Annotated in this window: 16 protein-coding genes; 7 read left to right on the top strand and 9 right to left on the bottom strand. The window is 75.7% G+C overall.

Annotated elements, in window-relative coordinates; all coding sequences use genetic code 11:
- Positions 1-581: FAD/NAD(P)-binding protein (locus tag ACSNOD_RS18335; RefSeq protein WP_436768042.1), on the bottom strand; the 581-nt coding region annotated here is incomplete at its 3' end.
- A gap of 189 nt (positions 582-770) precedes the next feature.
- Here ACSNOD_RS18335 and ACSNOD_RS18330 point away from each other — a divergent pair.
- Together ACSNOD_RS18330 and ACSNOD_RS18325 are read left to right on the top strand one after the other, a co-directional pair.
- On the top strand, positions 771-1,754 hold the full coding sequence (locus ACSNOD_RS18330; protein WP_436768041.1) for a metallophosphoesterase family protein: 984 nt from the start codon (positions 771-773) through the stop codon (positions 1,752-1,754).
- Positions 1,755-1,762: 8 nt separating this feature from the next.
- Entirely contained in the window at positions 1,763-2,578 is an 816-nt protein-coding gene (locus ACSNOD_RS18325; protein ID WP_436768043.1) for a 4'-phosphopantetheinyl transferase family protein, read from the top strand.
- 510 nt (positions 2,579-3,088) lie between these two features.
- Here the strand turns inward: ACSNOD_RS18325 and ACSNOD_RS18320 are convergent.
- From ACSNOD_RS18320 to ACSNOD_RS18310, 3 genes are read right to left on the bottom strand one after another with little or no spacing between them, the layout of a single operon-like run.
- Positions 3,089-4,759, bottom strand: coding sequence for a PH domain-containing protein (locus ACSNOD_RS18320; protein ID WP_436768040.1), 1,671 nt, complete (start codon positions 4,757-4,759; stop codon positions 3,089-3,091).
- Entirely contained in the window at positions 4,756-5,358 is a 603-nt protein-coding gene (locus ACSNOD_RS18315) for a PH domain-containing protein (protein ID WP_436768039.1), read from the bottom strand. The genes ACSNOD_RS18320 and ACSNOD_RS18315 overlap by 4 nt, the downstream gene beginning before the upstream one ends.
- Positions 5,355-5,873, bottom strand: coding sequence for a hypothetical protein (locus ACSNOD_RS18310; protein ID WP_436768038.1), 519 nt, complete (start codon positions 5,871-5,873; stop codon positions 5,355-5,357). The genes ACSNOD_RS18315 and ACSNOD_RS18310 overlap by 4 nt, the downstream gene beginning before the upstream one ends.
- Positions 5,874-6,100: 227 nt before the next feature.
- On the opposite strand from ACSNOD_RS18310, the gene ACSNOD_RS18305 reads away from it, so the two are divergent.
- On the top strand, positions 6,101-7,417 hold the full coding sequence (locus ACSNOD_RS18305) for a sensor histidine kinase (RefSeq protein WP_436768037.1): 1,317 nt from the start codon (positions 6,101-6,103) through the stop codon (positions 7,415-7,417).
- Positions 7,407-8,090: a response regulator gene (locus tag ACSNOD_RS18300; protein ID WP_436768036.1), complete on the top strand. Its 684-nt coding sequence runs from the start codon at positions 7,407-7,409 to the stop codon at positions 8,088-8,090. Before ACSNOD_RS18305 ends, ACSNOD_RS18300 begins: the two co-directional genes overlap by 11 nt.
- A 54-nt stretch (positions 8,091-8,144) precedes the next feature.
- Here ACSNOD_RS18300 and ACSNOD_RS18295 read toward each other — a convergent pair whose 3' ends face one another.
- A complete protein-coding gene (locus ACSNOD_RS18295; RefSeq protein WP_436768035.1) occupies positions 8,145-8,918 on the bottom strand; it encodes a thioesterase II family protein in 774 nt (257 codons plus the stop codon).
- 454 nt (positions 8,919-9,372) lie between these two features.
- Here ACSNOD_RS18295 and ACSNOD_RS18290 point away from each other — a divergent pair, with 454 nt between their 5' ends.
- Entirely contained in the window at positions 9,373-9,948 is a 576-nt protein-coding gene (locus ACSNOD_RS18290) for an AMIN-like domain-containing (lipo)protein (protein WP_436768034.1), read from the top strand.
- Positions 9,949-10,069: 121 nt separating this feature from the next.
- Positions 10,070-11,062, top strand: a complete 993-nt coding sequence (gene dhaK / locus ACSNOD_RS18285; protein WP_436768033.1) for a dihydroxyacetone kinase subunit DhaK — start codon at positions 10,070-10,072, stop codon at positions 11,060-11,062.
- Positions 11,063-11,089: 27 nt separating this feature from the next.
- Here dhaK and ACSNOD_RS18280 read toward each other — a convergent pair whose 3' ends face one another.
- The 3 genes from ACSNOD_RS18280 to ACSNOD_RS18270 all read right to left on the bottom strand — a co-directional run bounded on the left by ACSNOD_RS18280 (position 11,090) and on the right by ACSNOD_RS18270 (position 13,256).
- Entirely contained in the window at positions 11,090-11,590 is a 501-nt protein-coding gene (locus tag ACSNOD_RS18280) for an NUDIX hydrolase (protein WP_436768032.1), read from the bottom strand.
- Positions 11,591-11,665: 75 nt separating this feature from the next.
- Positions 11,666-12,226: a hypothetical protein gene (locus tag ACSNOD_RS18275; protein WP_436768031.1), complete on the bottom strand. Its 561-nt coding sequence runs from the start codon at positions 12,224-12,226 to the stop codon at positions 11,666-11,668.
- Between the two features lie 241 nt (positions 12,227-12,467).
- The gene (locus ACSNOD_RS18270; protein WP_436768030.1) at positions 12,468-13,256 is read right to left on the bottom strand and encodes a glutamate racemase; all 789 of its coding nucleotides are present in this window, start codon (positions 13,254-13,256) and stop codon (positions 12,468-12,470) included.
- Between the two features lie 67 nt (positions 13,257-13,323).
- Between ACSNOD_RS18270 and ACSNOD_RS18265 the strand changes: the two genes are divergently transcribed.
- Positions 13,324-14,511 (top strand): glycosyltransferase, encoded by a 1,188-nt coding sequence (locus ACSNOD_RS18265; protein WP_436768029.1) that lies wholly within the window; start codon positions 13,324-13,326, stop codon positions 14,509-14,511.
- A 63-nt stretch (positions 14,512-14,574) separates the two neighbouring features.
- On the opposite strand, the gene ACSNOD_RS18260 is transcribed toward ACSNOD_RS18265, so the two are convergent.
- On the bottom strand, positions 14,575-15,225 hold a 651-nt coding region (locus ACSNOD_RS18260), incomplete at its 5' end, for a TerD family protein (RefSeq protein WP_436768028.1).

Raw genomic sequence — 15,225 nt, 5'->3', positions numbered from 1 at the left:
GGCGTACGGGGCACCCGTACGCCCGTGCAGACGACGACGTCGTCGGCGACGAGGGCGCGGGCCGCGGCGGGGTTACGGGAAGCGGCGGGGGCGTCGCGCGCAGCGGCGGCGGTGGGGGCATCGGCGGCCGGGGCATCGCCGTACGCCGCGCGCAGCCGTACGCGACAGCGGCCGTCGGCGGGTGACGGCTCGACGGACTCGGCCGCGGCCCGTACGTGCCGGACCTCCACTCCCCGCTCGCGGGCCTCCTCCCGGCACCGGGTGAAGCGGTCCTGGCAGTACTCCGCCATGCGGTGGCGCGGCACGCAGTCCGTCGGCCGCCCCGACCACCCCGTGCTCCGCAGGAAGGTGACGAAGTCGTCGGGCCGTTCCGCGTCCAGGGAGTTGATCTCGGCCGCGGTGTTGCAGAGCAGCAGGGGGTCACGGTCCCCGAAGGCCAACCCCCAGCCGGGCGGGTTGGGGTCGACGACATGGACCCGGGTGATGTCCGTGGCCCGCCCGCCGCGGATCTGGGCCACCAGGTGGAGCAGGACACTCGTGCCGGCGGCACCGGCCCCGACGATCACCACTTCGCGCCCCATGCGGCCTCCCGTGGTCGTCCGACCCGCCCGGCCGACATATTCGCGGCCTGGCGGCGAAGCGTTTCCCTTACGATCGGCACGGCCGATCAGCCATGCCGAGCAGCATCTCACCACGACCGACAGGTCACGCGCGTCGCCTCCGCCCCACCCGGGCAACCGCGCGGCCCGGCCGGTCAGTTTGGACTCCCGATGTCGCACCCGCCGTCGCCGCCCGCACCGTTGTCACACGCACCGTCGTCAGGGGAAGGCCGGCTGCTGGCCGTCAGCGATCTGCACGTCGGCATGGCGGACAACAGGCCCATCACGGAGTCGCTGCGCCCCGGCAGCGACGACGACTGGCTGATCGTGGCGGGCGACGTCGGCGAGCTGAGCCAGGACATCGCCTGGGCGCTGGAGCTGCTCGCCGACCGCTTCGCCAAGGTGATCTGGGCGCCGGGCAACCACGAGCTGTGGACACCGCGCGAGGACCCGGTGCGGCTGCGCGGCGAGGAGCGCTACCGCTATCTGGTGGACCTGTGCCGTGACTTGGGCGTGGTGACCCCCGAGGACCCGTACCCGGTGTGGCGGGGGCCCGGCGGGCCGGCCGCGGTCGCGCCCCTGTTCGTGCTCTACGACTACAGCTTCCGGGTCGAGGGGACCCGGACGGCGGAGGAGTCCCTGGCCCGCGCCCACGAGGCGGGGGTGGTCTGCACGGACGAGTATCTGCTGCATCCCGACCCGTACCCCGGCCGGGACGCCTGGTGCAGGGCGCGGGTCGTGGAGACCGAACGGCGGCTCGCCGCCCACGACCCGTCGGTCCCCCTGGTGCTGGTCAACCACTTCCCGCTGGTCCGGGAGCCCACCCGGGTGCTGTGGTACCCGGAGTTCGCCCAGTGGTGCGGCACCGAGCTGACCGCCGACTGGCCGGTGCGCTTCCCCACGGCCGCGGTGGTCTACGGGCACCTCCACATCCCGCGCACCACCTGGCACGACGGCATCCGCCACGAGGAGGTCTCGATCGGCTATCCGCGCGAGTGGCGCCGGCGGGGCCATCCGCTGGGGCTGCTGCGGCAGATCCTGCCGCATCCCGGCGACGCGCCCGGGGCGAGCGCGGTGGCCGCCGCGGCCGGGCGGAAGCGGGAGGCGGAGCGGCAGCAGGAGGCGGAGCGAAAGCGGGAGGCTGAGCGGGCGTGAGGGACGTGCTGCTGTCCGAGCTGCTGCCGGCCGGCGTCGTGTGCGCGGAGGCGTTCGAGGACACCGGCGAGGAGGAGCTCTTCCCCGAGGAACGGGCCCTCGTCGCCGCGGCGGTGGAGCGGCGCCGGCGGGAGTTCGCCACCGTACGGGCCTGTGCGCGGCGGGCGCTGGCCGGCCTCGGTCTGCCGCCGGTGCCCGTGCTGCCCGGGGTGCGCAATGTTCCCCGGTGGCCGGCCGGCGTCGTCGGCAGCATGACGCACTGCGACGGCTATCGCGCCGCGGCCCTGGCCCGCGCGGACGAGGTCACCGCCGTGGGCATCGACGCCGAGCCCGATCTGCCGCTCCCCGACGGCGTGCTGGAGACGATCGGGCTGCCCCGGGAGCGGGCCGGGCTCCGCGCCGCCCCGCTGCCCGGTGGCGTGCACGGGGACCGGCTGCTCTTCAGCGCCAAGGAGTGCGTCTACAAGACGTGGTTCCCGCTGATGCGCAGCGAACTCGACTTCACGGACGCGGAGATCACCTTCGCCGCGTTCCCGACCGGGTGGGAGGGCGGGGCGGTGGTCGGCGAGGGCGTCCCGGCGCGCCAGCGGACCGCCCGCGACGCGGCCCCCGAGGCCGCCGGGGGCCGGTCGGGCACCTTCCGGGCCCGGCTGCTGCGGCCGGGACGCGACCCGCACGGCCGGGTGCTGGACGGGTTCACCGGGCGCTGGCTGGCCCGCGGCGGCCTCCTGGTCACCGCGATCGCACTGCCGGCCCCCGCCGCGACGGCGGCCGGGGACGCCCCACCCGGCGGCGCTCACGCACTGCCGAACGCAACCCGGTGACGGCCCCCGGCCCGACGGCGACCGGCTCGCCGACCGAACCCGGTTCAGTGACGGGCCCCGGCCCGGCGGCGACCCCGATGCGGCGCCCGACCCCGACTCGCCAACCGGCCCCGGCCCAGCGGCCGACCCGAGTCCGCCGACCGAGCGCCGTCGGGCCCGCCGAGCCCGGCTCGCCAACCGAACCCGGCCCAGCGGCCGACCCGAGTCCGCCGACCGGGCGCGGCCCGGTGACGGAATGGGCGGCGGGACTCGCCCCGGCGACAGCCCCCATGCGGCGCCCGACCCCGACTCGCCAACCGGGCGCCGTCGGGCCCGCCGACCCCGACTCACCGGCCGGACCCGGTTCAGTGACGGGCCCCAGCCCGGCGCCGGCCCCCATGCGGCGCCCGACCCCGACTCGCCAACCAGCCCCGGCCCAGCGGCCGACCCGAGTCCGCCGACCGGGCGCGGCCCGGTGACGGAAGGGGCGGGACCCGGCCCAGCGGCCGGCCCGGGCCCGCCGACCCCGACTCACCGGCCGGACCCGGCCCGGTGGCGGCCCCGATGCGGCGGGCGGGCCCGGCTCCACGGTGGGCCCGGTTCCGCGCCCGGGCGCCGCTCGATGAAGGGCGCGAGCAGCCCCGGAACGGCCCGCTCCGCGAGGGCCGTTCCCTCCGCGACGGACAGGTCCCGCACCGCGTAACAGCCGTCACCGGCCGCGGTGGCGGCGCCCAGCGTGAGCAGCCCCGCCCGCCGCTGGAAGGGCGAGCGGGAGATCCGCCAGCCGATGATCTCGTCGCGCCGGAGCGCCACCGTACGGCGGTCGAACGTCCCCGCGCGGATGACCAGATAGTGGCCGTGCAGGCCGTGGCCCAGCGAGCGGTACGCGTCACGGGCGAGCCAGAGGGCGAGCGGCAGCAGCGCCAGGGCGGCGATCCACGCGGCGTGCGTCAGGGCCGGGCCGAGCCACAGGCCCGGCACGGCGAGAGCTGCGGCGGCCGTCGCGACCGAGGCAAGGCCCCGGTTGACCCGCCGCCGCAGCGCGGCCCGCGGGTGCGGGGCGAGCCGGGCGGCGGCGGTCGGGGACCGCGCCTCGTCGAGGACGGCGGCGGCCACCCGCATCGCCTCCGGGCGCGGCACCGCCGGGGTGAGCACGCGCCGGGCGCGGTTCTCGTCGCGGTTGCCGAGCCCGGTGGCCACCGCGTCGACCCGGGCCCCGCGGGCGAGCCGCACCGGCAGTGGCTCGCGCACCTCGACGCCGTACAGCCGCTCCCGGTCCAGCGAGACGGAGCGCGTGACCAGCAGCCCGCGGCGCACCCGCAGGGCCGCTCCGCCGTCCGCCCGCTCCAGCCGGTAGCCGTACCAGCCCTCGACGAAGGTCGCGGTGGAGCAGGCGGCCCCGAGCGCCACCAGCAGGACCAGGCCCACGAGGCCGATCGCCCAGAGCGGCACGGCGCCGAGGCGTTCACCGGCGGCCCGGACGACGGCGAGCTCCAGCGGGTCGATCCGCAGGTCGTGCAGGACGCGCAGCGCGGTGCCCGCGCCGGCCAGCACGCTGCCCACGCCCCAGACGGACAGGGGCGCGTAGCGCGGCCAGGACCGGTCCAGCGCGGCGATCGTGCCGCTGTCCCCGCCGGCGGCCGGCCCGGGCTCCCCGTCGGCGGCCGACAGGAGACGGGCCGCGGCACGGCGCTCCAGGATCTGCCGGCGCAGTTCGTCGGCCCGCGCGGCGCGCATGCCGTCGAGGACCAGCCCGGTGGCCGAGGCGGTGCCCTGCTCCCCGGTGCCGATGGCCAGGGACGTGAGGCCGAGGGCGCGGTGGAGGGGCCGCGCGGTGGCCTCCACGCCGCGGACACCGGCGAGAGGGACGGAGCGCCGGCGGCGGAAGAGCACGCCGGAGCGGAGCTCGACGCGGTCCTCGGTGACCCGGTAGCGGGTGCCGAGCAGCCGCGCCAGGCCGATGCAGGCGACGACCAGGAACCCGCCGAGCACCGAGCCCGCCACACCCCACAGCCGGGGGCCGAGGTCGCCCCCGGTGACCGGCAGGGTGACGAGGAACGCGCCGAGCGGGGCGGCGGGCACGCCCACGTGGAGCAGGAGCAGCCGGGCGCTGAGCCGCTCCCACGGCGGGGGGCCACCGGAGGCGGGCTCATGCGCGGAGCCGTGGTCGGGACCGGGCACGGTACGGGCCCGGGCGTTCACGCGGTCCCCCTCTCCCGGTGCGGGGCGCCCTCGGCGTCATGGGGGCCCCGAGCGCGGTGCCCGGACCCCTCGCCGGCGGGGTGACGGTCCGCCACCCCGGCGCCGTCCGTGCCGGGCGCGCCGTCCGCCTCGCCGGTGAGCCGGGTCAGCGCGGTGACCAGCTCGCCGGCGGCGACCCGGTCCAGTCCCTTGATCCTCACCGCGCCGGCGGAGGACGCGCTGGTCACCGTCACGCCCGAGAGCCCGAAGAGCTGTTGCAGCGGCCCGCGCAGCGTGTCGACGGTCTGGACGCGGGCCAGCGGCACCACCCGCCACTGCTGCCACAGCCAGCCGGAGGCCGCGTACACCGCCTCCTCGGTGACCTCCCAGCGGTGCACGGCGTAGCGCCAGCGCGGCATGACCGCGACCAGGAGGGCACCGGGGACCGCGGCGGCCAGGAGGAGCGGGCCGAAAACCGGGCGCGCGGGCGGGATGCACAGGTGCAGTACCCCGAGGGTCAGCGGGAGCGGCAGGGCCCACAGCGTCGCCTGGAGGGTCCACCACCCGATGGCCCGGCGCTCGACGCGGTGCCGGGGCGGCCGCAGCGCCGGGTCGCTCACGCGCTCCACTGCCGCGCCCCGTTCCGGCCGCGGCACCGGGCCACGATGGCCGCGGTCCGGGTCAGCGCCATGGCCAGCGCCATGAAGACGAACGCGTTGGAGTACGCGTCGGCCCCGCTGATCTCGTACTCCATGCTGAACCGGATCATTCCGTCGTTGAACCAGTGCTCCGACCCGTAGGCGAAGAGGACGCGCGCGGCGGACAGGGCCGCCCACAGGGCCGCGTAGCCGAACCCGGCGACGGTGTGGGCCGCGCCGGAGGCGTCCCACTCCACGGGCATCAGCGCGGCGGCCACCAGCCCGCAGATCACGCCGGTGCCGATGCCGAGGAGTTGCAGCGAGGGGTCGTTGCCGCCGAGCGGCAGCGAGTGCACGCACAGCCCGAGGATGACGAACACCGCGATGACGGACCGGATCAGGCGCGGTCGGGTGACCCGGCGCCGGCCGAGGTCGGTCGCGAGGATGACGATCAGGATCGATCCGCCGGCGATCAGGGCGGTCAGGAACGGACTCATAGGTGGTGCTGGGCCTTCCGGTTCACGGCACGGGAACACGCACGTGGTGCTGTCCGGCGGTGCGCTCGTCGAGTGATGGATGCGGTCGTACGGCCCGTTCCGCGGGCCGTTTCCCATGTGTTCCACGCTAGGTCGGCGCCCGGTCGGGGAGAGACGACCGAACGACGGGTTCCGCTGTCCGTCGACCGGTGGACAGCGAGCGTTGTCGCAGGTGGTAGGAGTGGGGGATGCGCAATCACCCACCGGTCGACGCGGCCGAGGACGTGCCGGGGACGGCGGCGCCGGACCCGACGGCGACAGCCCGGGTCGGCTGGTACGCCCTGTGGGACGGCTACTTCGCCATCTCCTATCTCGTCACCACCGCCCTGCTGTTCGCCTCCGGCGGGGGGCGCGGCCACCGCGCGGTCGCCATCGGCGCGCTGACGCTGGCCATCCCCTGGTACGCCGCCATCGGCCGGAGCCGGATGCGCGCCGGGGCGGCCGGCCGCGCCGCGGGCGGCCGCAACGCCGTCTTCGCGGCGGGGCTGCTGCTGCTCTTCGGCACGGCGGTGGCCGCCGCGCCCGTCGCGGCGTTCGCGGGGTTCACGGTCGTGCCGATGCTGCTGATGGCGCTGCCCACCCGCACCGCCGTCGCGCTCGCCGTGCCGACCAATCTGCTGCCCACCGCCGCGGTGTGGCTGCACGGCGGCCGGCTGGTGCCCGACGTGCTCACCGTGCTGCCCCTGTCGCTGCTCGGCCTGGCGCTCTCGGTCTTCCTCGGGCTGTGGATCGGCCGGGTCGTGCGGCAGAGCGCGGAGCGCGCCGCGCTCATCGAGGAGTTGCGGCGCCATCGCGAGCGCGGCGCGCGGCTCTCGCGCGAGGCGGGGGTGGCCGCCGAGCGGGAGCGGCTGGCCCGGGAGATCCACGACACCCTGGCCCAGGGGCTGACCAGCATCATCAGCCTCGTCCAGGCCGCGGGGGCGGAGGTGCGGACCGCGCCGGAGCGCGCGCTGACCCATCTGGGGCTCGCCGAGCGCGTGGCCACGGAGAGCCTGGCCGAGGCCCGGGACTTCGTCGCCGCGCTGACGCCCCCGCCGCTGCGGGAGAGTTCACTGGCGCAGGCCGTGCGCCGGCAGGCGGACGGCCTGGTGGCGCAGACCGGTGTGGAGGCGCGCTGCGCGGTGGAGGGCACGGAGCGGCCGCTGCCGATGGCGACCACCGTGGTGCTGCTGCGCGCGGCCCAGGAGGCGATCGCCAATGTGCGCAAGCACGCGGCGTCGGCCCACCGGGTCGAGGTCGCGCTGACCTTCGGGGACAGCGCCGTGCGCCTCGCCGTCCAGGACGACGGCGCGGGGTTCGCGGCCCCGGGCGGCGAGGGCTCGGACGCCCGGGCCCCGGGCGGCGCCGACGGAGGATACGGTCTGCGGGGCATGCGGGCCCGGGTCGCCGAGATCGGCGGCACCGTGACCGTACGCAGCCGCCCCGGGGCCGGCACCCGGGTCGAGGTGACGGTGCCGGCGCCCATCGGCGGCCGGGTGACGGAGGAGACGGTCGATGTGTACTGAGGCGACGGGGGCGGGGCGGGTGCCCGTGACGGCCGAACCCGCCCCCGCCGAGCGGGCGATCGGGGTGCTCCTCGCCGACGACCACCCCGTGGTGCGCGAGGGGCTCTGCGCGATCCTGGAGACCGCCGAGGGGATTCGCGTGGTCGGCCAGGCCGGCTCCGGCGAGGAGGCGGTGACCGTGGCCGCCGCCATCGCGCCGGACGTCGTACTGCTGGACCTGCGCATGGGCGGCATGGACGGCGTCGCGGCCACCGGGCACATCCTGCGCCGCTCGCCCGGGAGCAAGGTGGTCATCCTCACCACCTATGAGAGCGACACCGACATCCTGCGGGCGGTGGAGGCGGGCGCGGCCGGCTATCTGCTGAAGGGCAGTTCCCGCGCGGAGCTGATCGCCGCCGTGCACGCGGCCGCCCGGGGCGAGACCGTGCTGACACCCTCCCTGGCGCCCAAGCTCTTCCGGGCCCGGGTCGTGGAGCAGTCGGCGCTGTCGTCCCGGGAGTGCGAGGTCCTGCGCCTGGTGAGCCGGGGCAGGACCAACGCCGACATCGGAAAGGAGCTGTTCATCAGCGAGGCGACGGTGAAGACGCACCTGCTGCGCGCCTTCAGGAAGCTGGGGGTGTCCGACCGCACGGCGGCGGTGATCAAGGCGATGGAGCGGGGGCTGCTCGGCTGAGTACGAGAGCCGCGCGAGCTCTCGTACGACCGAAGGCCGTGCGCCCCGCGGCCGTCAGCCGAGCGCCGACAGCTCCCCCAGCACGACCTTGACGATCTCCTCCTGGTGGTCGGTGAGGAAGAAGTGACCGCCGGCGAAGATGTGGATGTCGAAGCCGCCGGTGGTGTGCGCGTGCCAGGCCTGGGCCTCGTCGAGGCGGGTCCTGGGGTCGTTGTCCCCGGTCAGCACGGTCACGGGGGTGCGGATCGTGGCGTCGGCCCCGGCGCGGTACGTCTCGACCGCGATGTAGTCGGCGCGGATCGCGGGCAGCACCATGCGCAGAAGTTCCTCGTCGCCGAGGACGCGCGAGTCCGTGCCGCTGAGCGCCCGCATCTCCGCCACGATGCCGTCGTCGTCCCGCCGGTGCACCGCGTCGTCCCGCAGGCAGGACGGCGCCCTGCGGCCGGAGGCGAACAGCCGGACGGGGCGGCCGGCGCCGGGGGCCGGGTCCCGCTCCAGCCGCCGGATCACCTCGAAGCCGAGGACGGCCCCCATGCTGTGCCCGAAGAAGGCGGTGGGCCGGTCGAGCCAGGGCCGCAGCTCCGCCACGAGGGTGTCGGCGTAGGTGCCCATGTCCTCGATGAGCGGCTCGTCCTGGCGGTCCAGCCGGCCGGGGTACTGCACCGTCAGGACGTCCACGGCCGGGGCGAGCGCCCGCGACATCGGGAAGTAGAACGGGGCGGAGCCCCCGGCGTGCGGCAGACAGACGAGCCGCACCCGGCTCTCGTCGGAGGGGTGGAAGCGGCGTATCCAACGGCTGGTTCGGCTGGTTCCCTGGTGTGCGGCCACGCGCTGAACTCTTTTCTCGGGTCCCGGCGTTCGGCGGACGACCCCGCGGCCACCGGGCTCGTACCCGTGCCCGTGCCCGGGGCGCCGTCGGCACGAACGACCTGATCAAAACCGGTTCATATCCGATCAAGCCATGTCTAGCACAGCGCCGTCGCCCCGGGCACCCCCGATCCCACCGCCGGACACCCCGATGTCGCCACCCGGGCGCCCCGATTCCGCCGCCCGTGCGCCCGGATGCCGCGCGGCGAGGGGTGCGCCGCCCGTACCGGGGTACGCGGGCGTACGGGGGCGGACGTACGGGGGATGGCGGGCGCGTGGCCCGATCGCGACATTCACGTGGCCGTCCGGGCAACCCCTCGCCGGTGCCGGCCGTCCAACTCCCCGCAGCGGCGGCCCTTTCCGCCGCCACGCGCACCACTCACACACCCGACAACTCGACACTGGGGGGAAAGCGATGCGACGACTGAGCGCCGCGCTGACCGCACTGACCCTGGCCGGCCTCGGCCTGGCCGCGACCACACCGGCCTCCGCCTCCACGGCGTACGCGGTGACCTGCGACGCCGCCTGGGGCAGCGCCGACAAGACGGCCACCGACTCCGACTACAAGCCGCTGCTGGACATCAGGACCGGGCGGCACGACTGCTTCGACCGGATGGTCCTGGACGTCCGCGGCACCGCCGCGAACCCGATCGGCTACCGCGTGGGGTACGTCGACCAGCTCCACCAGGACGGCTCCGGCGACCTCGTGCCCGTGGGCGGCGGCGCCATACTCGAGGTGCGGGTGGCCGCGCCGAGCTACGACCCCGAGACCGGCACCCCGACCTACGCCGGCCGGGTCCGCCAGCCGCTGCCCGGCGTCGACATCTCCGGCTACCGCACCTTCCGCGACACCCGGTTCGCCGGCAGCTTCGAGGGCGACACCCAGATCGGCCTGGGCGTGCGCGCCCGGCTGCCGTTCCGGGTCTTCCAGACGGGCAACCACCTCGTCGTGGACGTGGCCCACTCGTGGAGCACCGGCACGACCCGCTGATCGCGCGATACGCCAGCCGCTGATCAACGCGATACTGGCCCGGTCCGCCCCCCCCCCGGCGGCGGACCGGCGGTGGGGCGTGCCGCCCCGGCCGCGGACGGTCATCCGGAGGTCGTGGATCATGCGTATGTTGATCAATGTTCCCGAGACGGTGGTGGCGGACGCCCTGCGGGGCATGGCCGCGGCCCATCCCGAACTGATCGTCGACGTCGACAGGCGCGTGATCGTACGGCGGGACGCCCCCGTCGCCGGCAAGGTGGCGCTGGTGTCCGGCGGCGGCTCCGGGCACGAGCCGCTGCACGGCGGATACGTGGGGCCCGGCATGCTCGACGCCGCCTGCCCCGGGGAGGTGTTCACCTCCCCCGTGCCGGACCAGATGGTGCGGGCCGCGGCGGCCGTGGACAGCGGCCGGGGCGTGCTCTTCGTGGTCAAGAACTACACGGGCGACGTCATGAACTTCACCATGGCCGCGGAGCTGGCCGAGGACGAGGGCGTCCAGGTCGCCAGCGTGCTGGTCAACGACGACGTGGCGGTCACCGACAGCCTGTACACCGCGGGGCGGCGCGGCACCGGGGCGACCCTGTTCGTGGAGAAGATGGCGGGCGCCGCCGCCGAGGAGGGCGCCCCGCTGGACCGGGTCGCGGCGATCGCGCGGCGGGTCAACGAGTCCTGCCGCAGCCTCGGGGTGGCGCTGAGCGCGTGCACCACCCCGGCCAAGGGCAGCCCGACCTTCGATCTGCCGCCCGGGGAGCTGGAGCTGGGCATCGGCATCCACGGCGAGCCGGGCCGGGAGCGGCGGGCCATGATGACGGCCCGCGAGATCGCGGACTTCGCGGTGGACGCGGTGCTCGAGGACCTGCGCCCCGACGGGCCCGTGCTGGTACTGGTCAACGGCATGGGCGCCACCCCGCTGCTGGAGCTCTACGGGTTCAACGCCGAGGTGCAGCGGGTGCTCACCGAGCGGGGCGTGCCGGTGGCCCGCACGCTGGTCGGCAACCATGTGACGGCGCTCGACATGGCGGGCTGCTCGGTGACGCTCTGCCGGGCGGACGAGGAGCTGCTCCGGCTGTGGGACGCGCCGGTGGCCACGCCCGGCCTGCGCTGGGGGCGCTGAGGTTCCCGTACGGGTCCGGGCCGGGGGTCAGCCCCCGGTCGCCCAGGCGGCCGCCTCGGGGGCCGGTTCGAACCAGGCCGGCCCCTCCTCCAGCGCCTGTTTGATGCGCAGCAGAGCGAAGTCCTCCAGGTCCGGCAGCGCGTCCAGCCGGAACCAGCCCACGGCCAGCGACTCGTCGTCGTTGACCCGGGCCCGGCCGCCCACCGCCCGGCAGCGCAGGGCGATGTCCATGAACTGGCAGCGGTCGCCGTTGGGGTAGCGGACCGGGGAGAGCGCCTGGACGAGGATGACGCGCTCGGGCACGCACTCCACCCCGGTCTCCTCGAACACCTCGCGCACGGCCGTCTGCGCGGGCTGTTCCCCGGGGTCGGCGATGCCTCCGATGATGGACCAGCGGCCGGTGTCCGAGCGCTGGCCGAGGAGCACCTGCCCCTCGTCGTCGAAGACGATGGCACTGACCCCGGGGAGCCAGAGCAGTTGCTGTCCGGCGGTCTCGCGCAGGGCGCGAATGAATTCGGGCGTCGCCATGCGTCGAGACTAGGGCCTGCCGCGCCGGGCCGACGCGAACCGCCCCAGGGTCAGTCACCTCGGCGACCGAGCGCCTCAGGCGCGGGCGCCGCGATCGGCCGAGAAGCGCAGCCGGTCGCGAATGATCTCGACGGCCTTCTCCGCGTCGTCCACCGTCACCGTGAACCGGCGGCCGTCCCCGAGCTCCAGCACCAGGCCCTCGCCGCGCCGCACGATGACGGCGGTGCCCATCTCGGGGCGCCAGCGGTAGCCCCAGCCGCCCCACTGATAGGGGGTGACCCTCGGTGCGAAGGCCGCGCCCACCACGTGGTCCAGGGGAATCCGGCGCCGGGGCACCCCGATGTGGCCGCACCGCACTTCCAGCGCGTCCTGGTCGACCCGCACGGCCACGTGGACGAACGCCAGGGTGCCGAAGAGCATCAGCAGTCCGGCGGCCACACAGCCGATCACCGACATGAGCAGGGCGGTGACTCCGGACGTCCATGGGGAGTCGACCGCGAGCTCGATTCCCAGGGCCATGCATCCGGCTCCCGCCGCCGCGAGCAGCCACTGCACGCGATTGGTCGCGCGCCCCGTCCACACCTCGGGAGAGGTATCGGGTGTGCCGGGGTTTCCGTCGTGGGGAAGGTCCCTCATGGGCCCGAGCCTACCCACGATCCGCTGTTCCAGCAGGGGGTTGGGAGAGGCCACTCGCGACCCGCGCGCGCCGGCGGGCCCGGCTGTCCCGGGCGTCGCCCCGGGCAGCGGCACTGACCTGGCGCCTTGCGCGGAACCCGGGTCCGACTGGTCCCAACGGGGGACACCGGCTCCGTACACCCGTACGGAGAGCGTGGTGGTCGGGGCCCGCCGGGGAGTGGTCGTGCGCGTGCGGAAACGGTCAGGCGCGTGCGGCGGTGGCGCGGGTGAGCGTACGGCCTTCGACGTAGGCGTGGGCCGCGTCCGGGAGCGCCGCGCGCCGCCCGCTGAGCAGCACCACCAGCTCGTCGGACGGCTCGGCGGCGGGGGCCGGCTCGGCACCGATCCGGCGCAGCGCCTGGGCGGCGACCGCGTCGGCCGAGGCGTACAGCGCGAGGGGCTCCGCCCCCGGGGGCTGCACGGCGGCCCGGATGCGGTCGGCCACGAGCTCGTAGTGGGTGCAGCCCAGGACGACGGCCCGGACGTCGTCGGGGGTGAGGGCCGCCGCGGCGGCCACCGCCGCGTCGACGGCGGCTTCGTCGGCGTGCTGGAGCGCCTCGGCCAGTCCCCAGCAGGGCACCTCGGTGGTGGCGACGCCCTGGGCGAACTCGGCGATCAGCCGGCGCTGGTAGGGGCTGCCCGTGGTGGCGGGGGTGGCCCAGACGGCGATCGGGCCGCCGCCGGCCGCCGCCGGCTTGATCGCCGGCACGGTGCCGATGACCGGGAGGTCCGGCTCCAGCTCGGCGCGGAGGGCGGGCAGGGCGTGCACGGAGGCGGTGTTGCAGGCGACGATCAGCGCGTCGGGGCGGTGTTCGGCGGCGGCCCGGGCGACGACGAGCGCGCGCTCGGTGATGGCCTGCGGCGTCAGGGGGCCCCAGGGCATGCCGTCGGGGTCGGACGAGAGCACGAGAGCGGCGTCCGGCCGCAGGCGGCGCACGGCGGCCGCGGCCGGCAGGAGACCGATTCCGGAGTCCATCAGCGCGATCTTCACTCGGTCACTTTAATGGATGCGCCCGGTATCCCCGCAGCCGGACGCCGGGTCGGGCAGACTGCCACGGATGAGCGCGCTGATGTGGATCACCGTGGTGTCCTTGGCCGCATGGGGCTGGCTGGTGCTGGGCCAGGGCTTCTTCTGGCGTACGAACGTCCGGCTGCCGGACCGCTCGGAGCCCGCGGACTGGCCGGCCGTGGCGGTGGTGGTGCCGGCCCGGGACGAGGCGGAGGTGCTGCCCCTGAGCCTGCCCTCGCTGCTGGCCCAGGACTACCCGGGCCCGGCGGAGATCTTCCTGATCGACGACGGCAGTACGGACGGCACCGGGGACCTCGCCCGGGAGCTCGCCGAGCGGCACGGCGGGCTGCCGCTGACCGTGGCCTCCCCCGGCGAGCCGGGGCCCGGCTGGACGGGGAAGCTGTGGGCCGTGCGCCACGGCATGGCCCTGGCCCGCGCGGGCGCCCGGCGGCCCGAGTACCTGCTGCTCACGGACGCGGACATCGCCCATGCCCCGGACAGCCTGCGGGAGCTGGTGAGCGCCGCCCGCAGCCGGGGACTGGACCTGGTCTCCCAGATGGCGCGGCTGCGCGCGGAGACCTTCTGGGAGCGGCTGATCGTTCCGGCGTTCGTCTACTTCTTCGCCCAGCTCTACCCCTTCCGCTGGGTCAACACCCCGGGGGCGCGCACGGCGGCCGCGGCCGGCGGCTGTGTGCTGCTGCGGGACGAGGCGGCGCTGCGGGCCGGCGTGCCGGAGAGCGTCCGGGAGGCGGTGATCGACGACGTGTCCGTCGCCACGGCGGTCAAGCGCCACGGCGGCCGCATCTGGCTGGGGCTCGCGGACCGGGTGGACAGCGTCCGCCCCTACCCCCGCCTCGCCCAGCTGTGGCGGATGGTCTCGCGCAGCGCCTACGCCCAGCTGCGCCACCACCCGCTGCTGCTCCTGGGTACGGTCGTGGGCCTGGCGGTGATCTATCTGGCGCCGCCGGTGGCGCTCGTGGCCGGCGCGCTGGCCGGCTCCGGTGGCACGGCGCTGGCCGGGGCGGCGGCCTGGGGCCTGATGACGCTCAGCTATGTGCCGATGCTGCGCTACTACCGCCGGCCGCTGTGGGCGGCGCCGCTGCTGCCGGTGACGGCCACGCTCTATCTGCTGATGACGGTGGACTCCGCCGTACAGCACTACCGGGGGCGCGGCGCCGCCTGGAAGGGCCGGACGTACCCCGCGCCGGGCGCCACCGAGGCGGGGGCGGGACGCTGAACCCGGGCCCGGGGGACGGGCCCGGGGACCGGGCTCAGGGAGCGGGCTCGGCGCCCCGGCCCCTCACTTGCGGCCGGGCGTCCAGTTCATGCCCCACCCGTAGGCGTGGTCCACGGTGCGCTGGGGGCTGACGCCCCGGTCGGGCACGAGATAGCGCGCCTCGCGCTGGACGACGAGATCGCCGCCGGTGTTGGTGAGCAGGGCGAGGGCACAGACCGTGGAGGGCACGGTGCACTCGTCGAGCGAGAAGTCGATGGGGGCGCCGTGCTGGGGCCGCAGGGTCACGGTGGCGTGCAGATCGGCGAAGCTGCGGGCGCCCTCGTAGATGGTCACGAAGATCAGGAGGCGGCGGAAGCGGTCCTTGTGGTCGAGGTTGACCGTGAGGTTCTCGCCCGAGGCCACGGCGCCGGTGCGGTCGTCGCCGTCCAGGTGGATGTAGGGCGGCGCGGTCAGCGAGCCGAAGGAGTTGCCGAGCGCCTGGACGACGCCCTTGCTGCCGTCGGTGAGCTCGTAGAGGGCGCACAGGTCGAGGTCGAGATCGGCGTGCAGGGCCATGGCGCGGCCGAGCTTGGCCCCCCAGCCCTTGAACTGCTTGCGCGTCTCCCAGTTGAGGTTGACGTGCAGCGATCCGGAGGTGCCGCCCTGCTTGGCGAGGGAGACGGCGGGCGCCTCCTTCGTGAGGGTGATCTTCGACAGTCGTACGGGGGTGGGGGC

It is taken from the genome of Streptomyces sp. URMC 123 (assembly GCF_051386515.1).
Classification (GTDB): domain Bacteria; phylum Actinomycetota; class Actinomycetes; order Streptomycetales; family Streptomycetaceae; genus Streptomyces.
Note: the sequence above shows the minus strand (reverse complement) of the source record. Positions and strands in the feature narration are given on the sequence as shown.

Excerpts from the sequence above, each read along its gene's own strand:
- ACSNOD_RS18330 (WP_436768041.1), top strand. The coding sequence starts at position 771 with ATGTCGCACCCGCCGTCGCCGCCCGCACCGTTGTCACACGCACCGTCG.
- ACSNOD_RS18300 (WP_436768036.1), top strand. The coding sequence starts at position 7,407 with ATGTGTACTGAGGCGACGGGGGCGGGGCGGGTGCCCGTGACGGCCGAA.
- ACSNOD_RS18265 (WP_436768029.1), top strand. The coding sequence starts at position 13,324 with ATGAGCGCGCTGATGTGGATCACCGTGGTGTCCTTGGCCGCATGGGGC.
- ACSNOD_RS18275 (WP_436768031.1), bottom strand. The coding sequence starts at position 12,226 with ATGAGGGACCTTCCCCACGACGGAAACCCCGGCACACCCGATACCTCT.
- ACSNOD_RS18310 (WP_436768038.1), bottom strand. The coding sequence starts at position 5,873 with ATGAGTCCGTTCCTGACCGCCCTGATCGCCGGCGGATCGATCCTGATC.
- dhaK (WP_436768033.1), top strand. The coding sequence starts at position 10,070 with ATGCGTATGTTGATCAATGTTCCCGAGACGGTGGTGGCGGACGCCCTG.
- ACSNOD_RS18290 (WP_436768034.1), top strand. The coding sequence starts at position 9,373 with ATGCGACGACTGAGCGCCGCGCTGACCGCACTGACCCTGGCCGGCCTC.
- ACSNOD_RS18280 (WP_436768032.1), bottom strand. The coding sequence starts at position 11,590 with ATGGCGACGCCCGAATTCATTCGCGCCCTGCGCGAGACCGCCGGACAG.
- ACSNOD_RS18305 (WP_436768037.1), top strand. The coding sequence starts at position 6,101 with ATGCGCAATCACCCACCGGTCGACGCGGCCGAGGACGTGCCGGGGACG.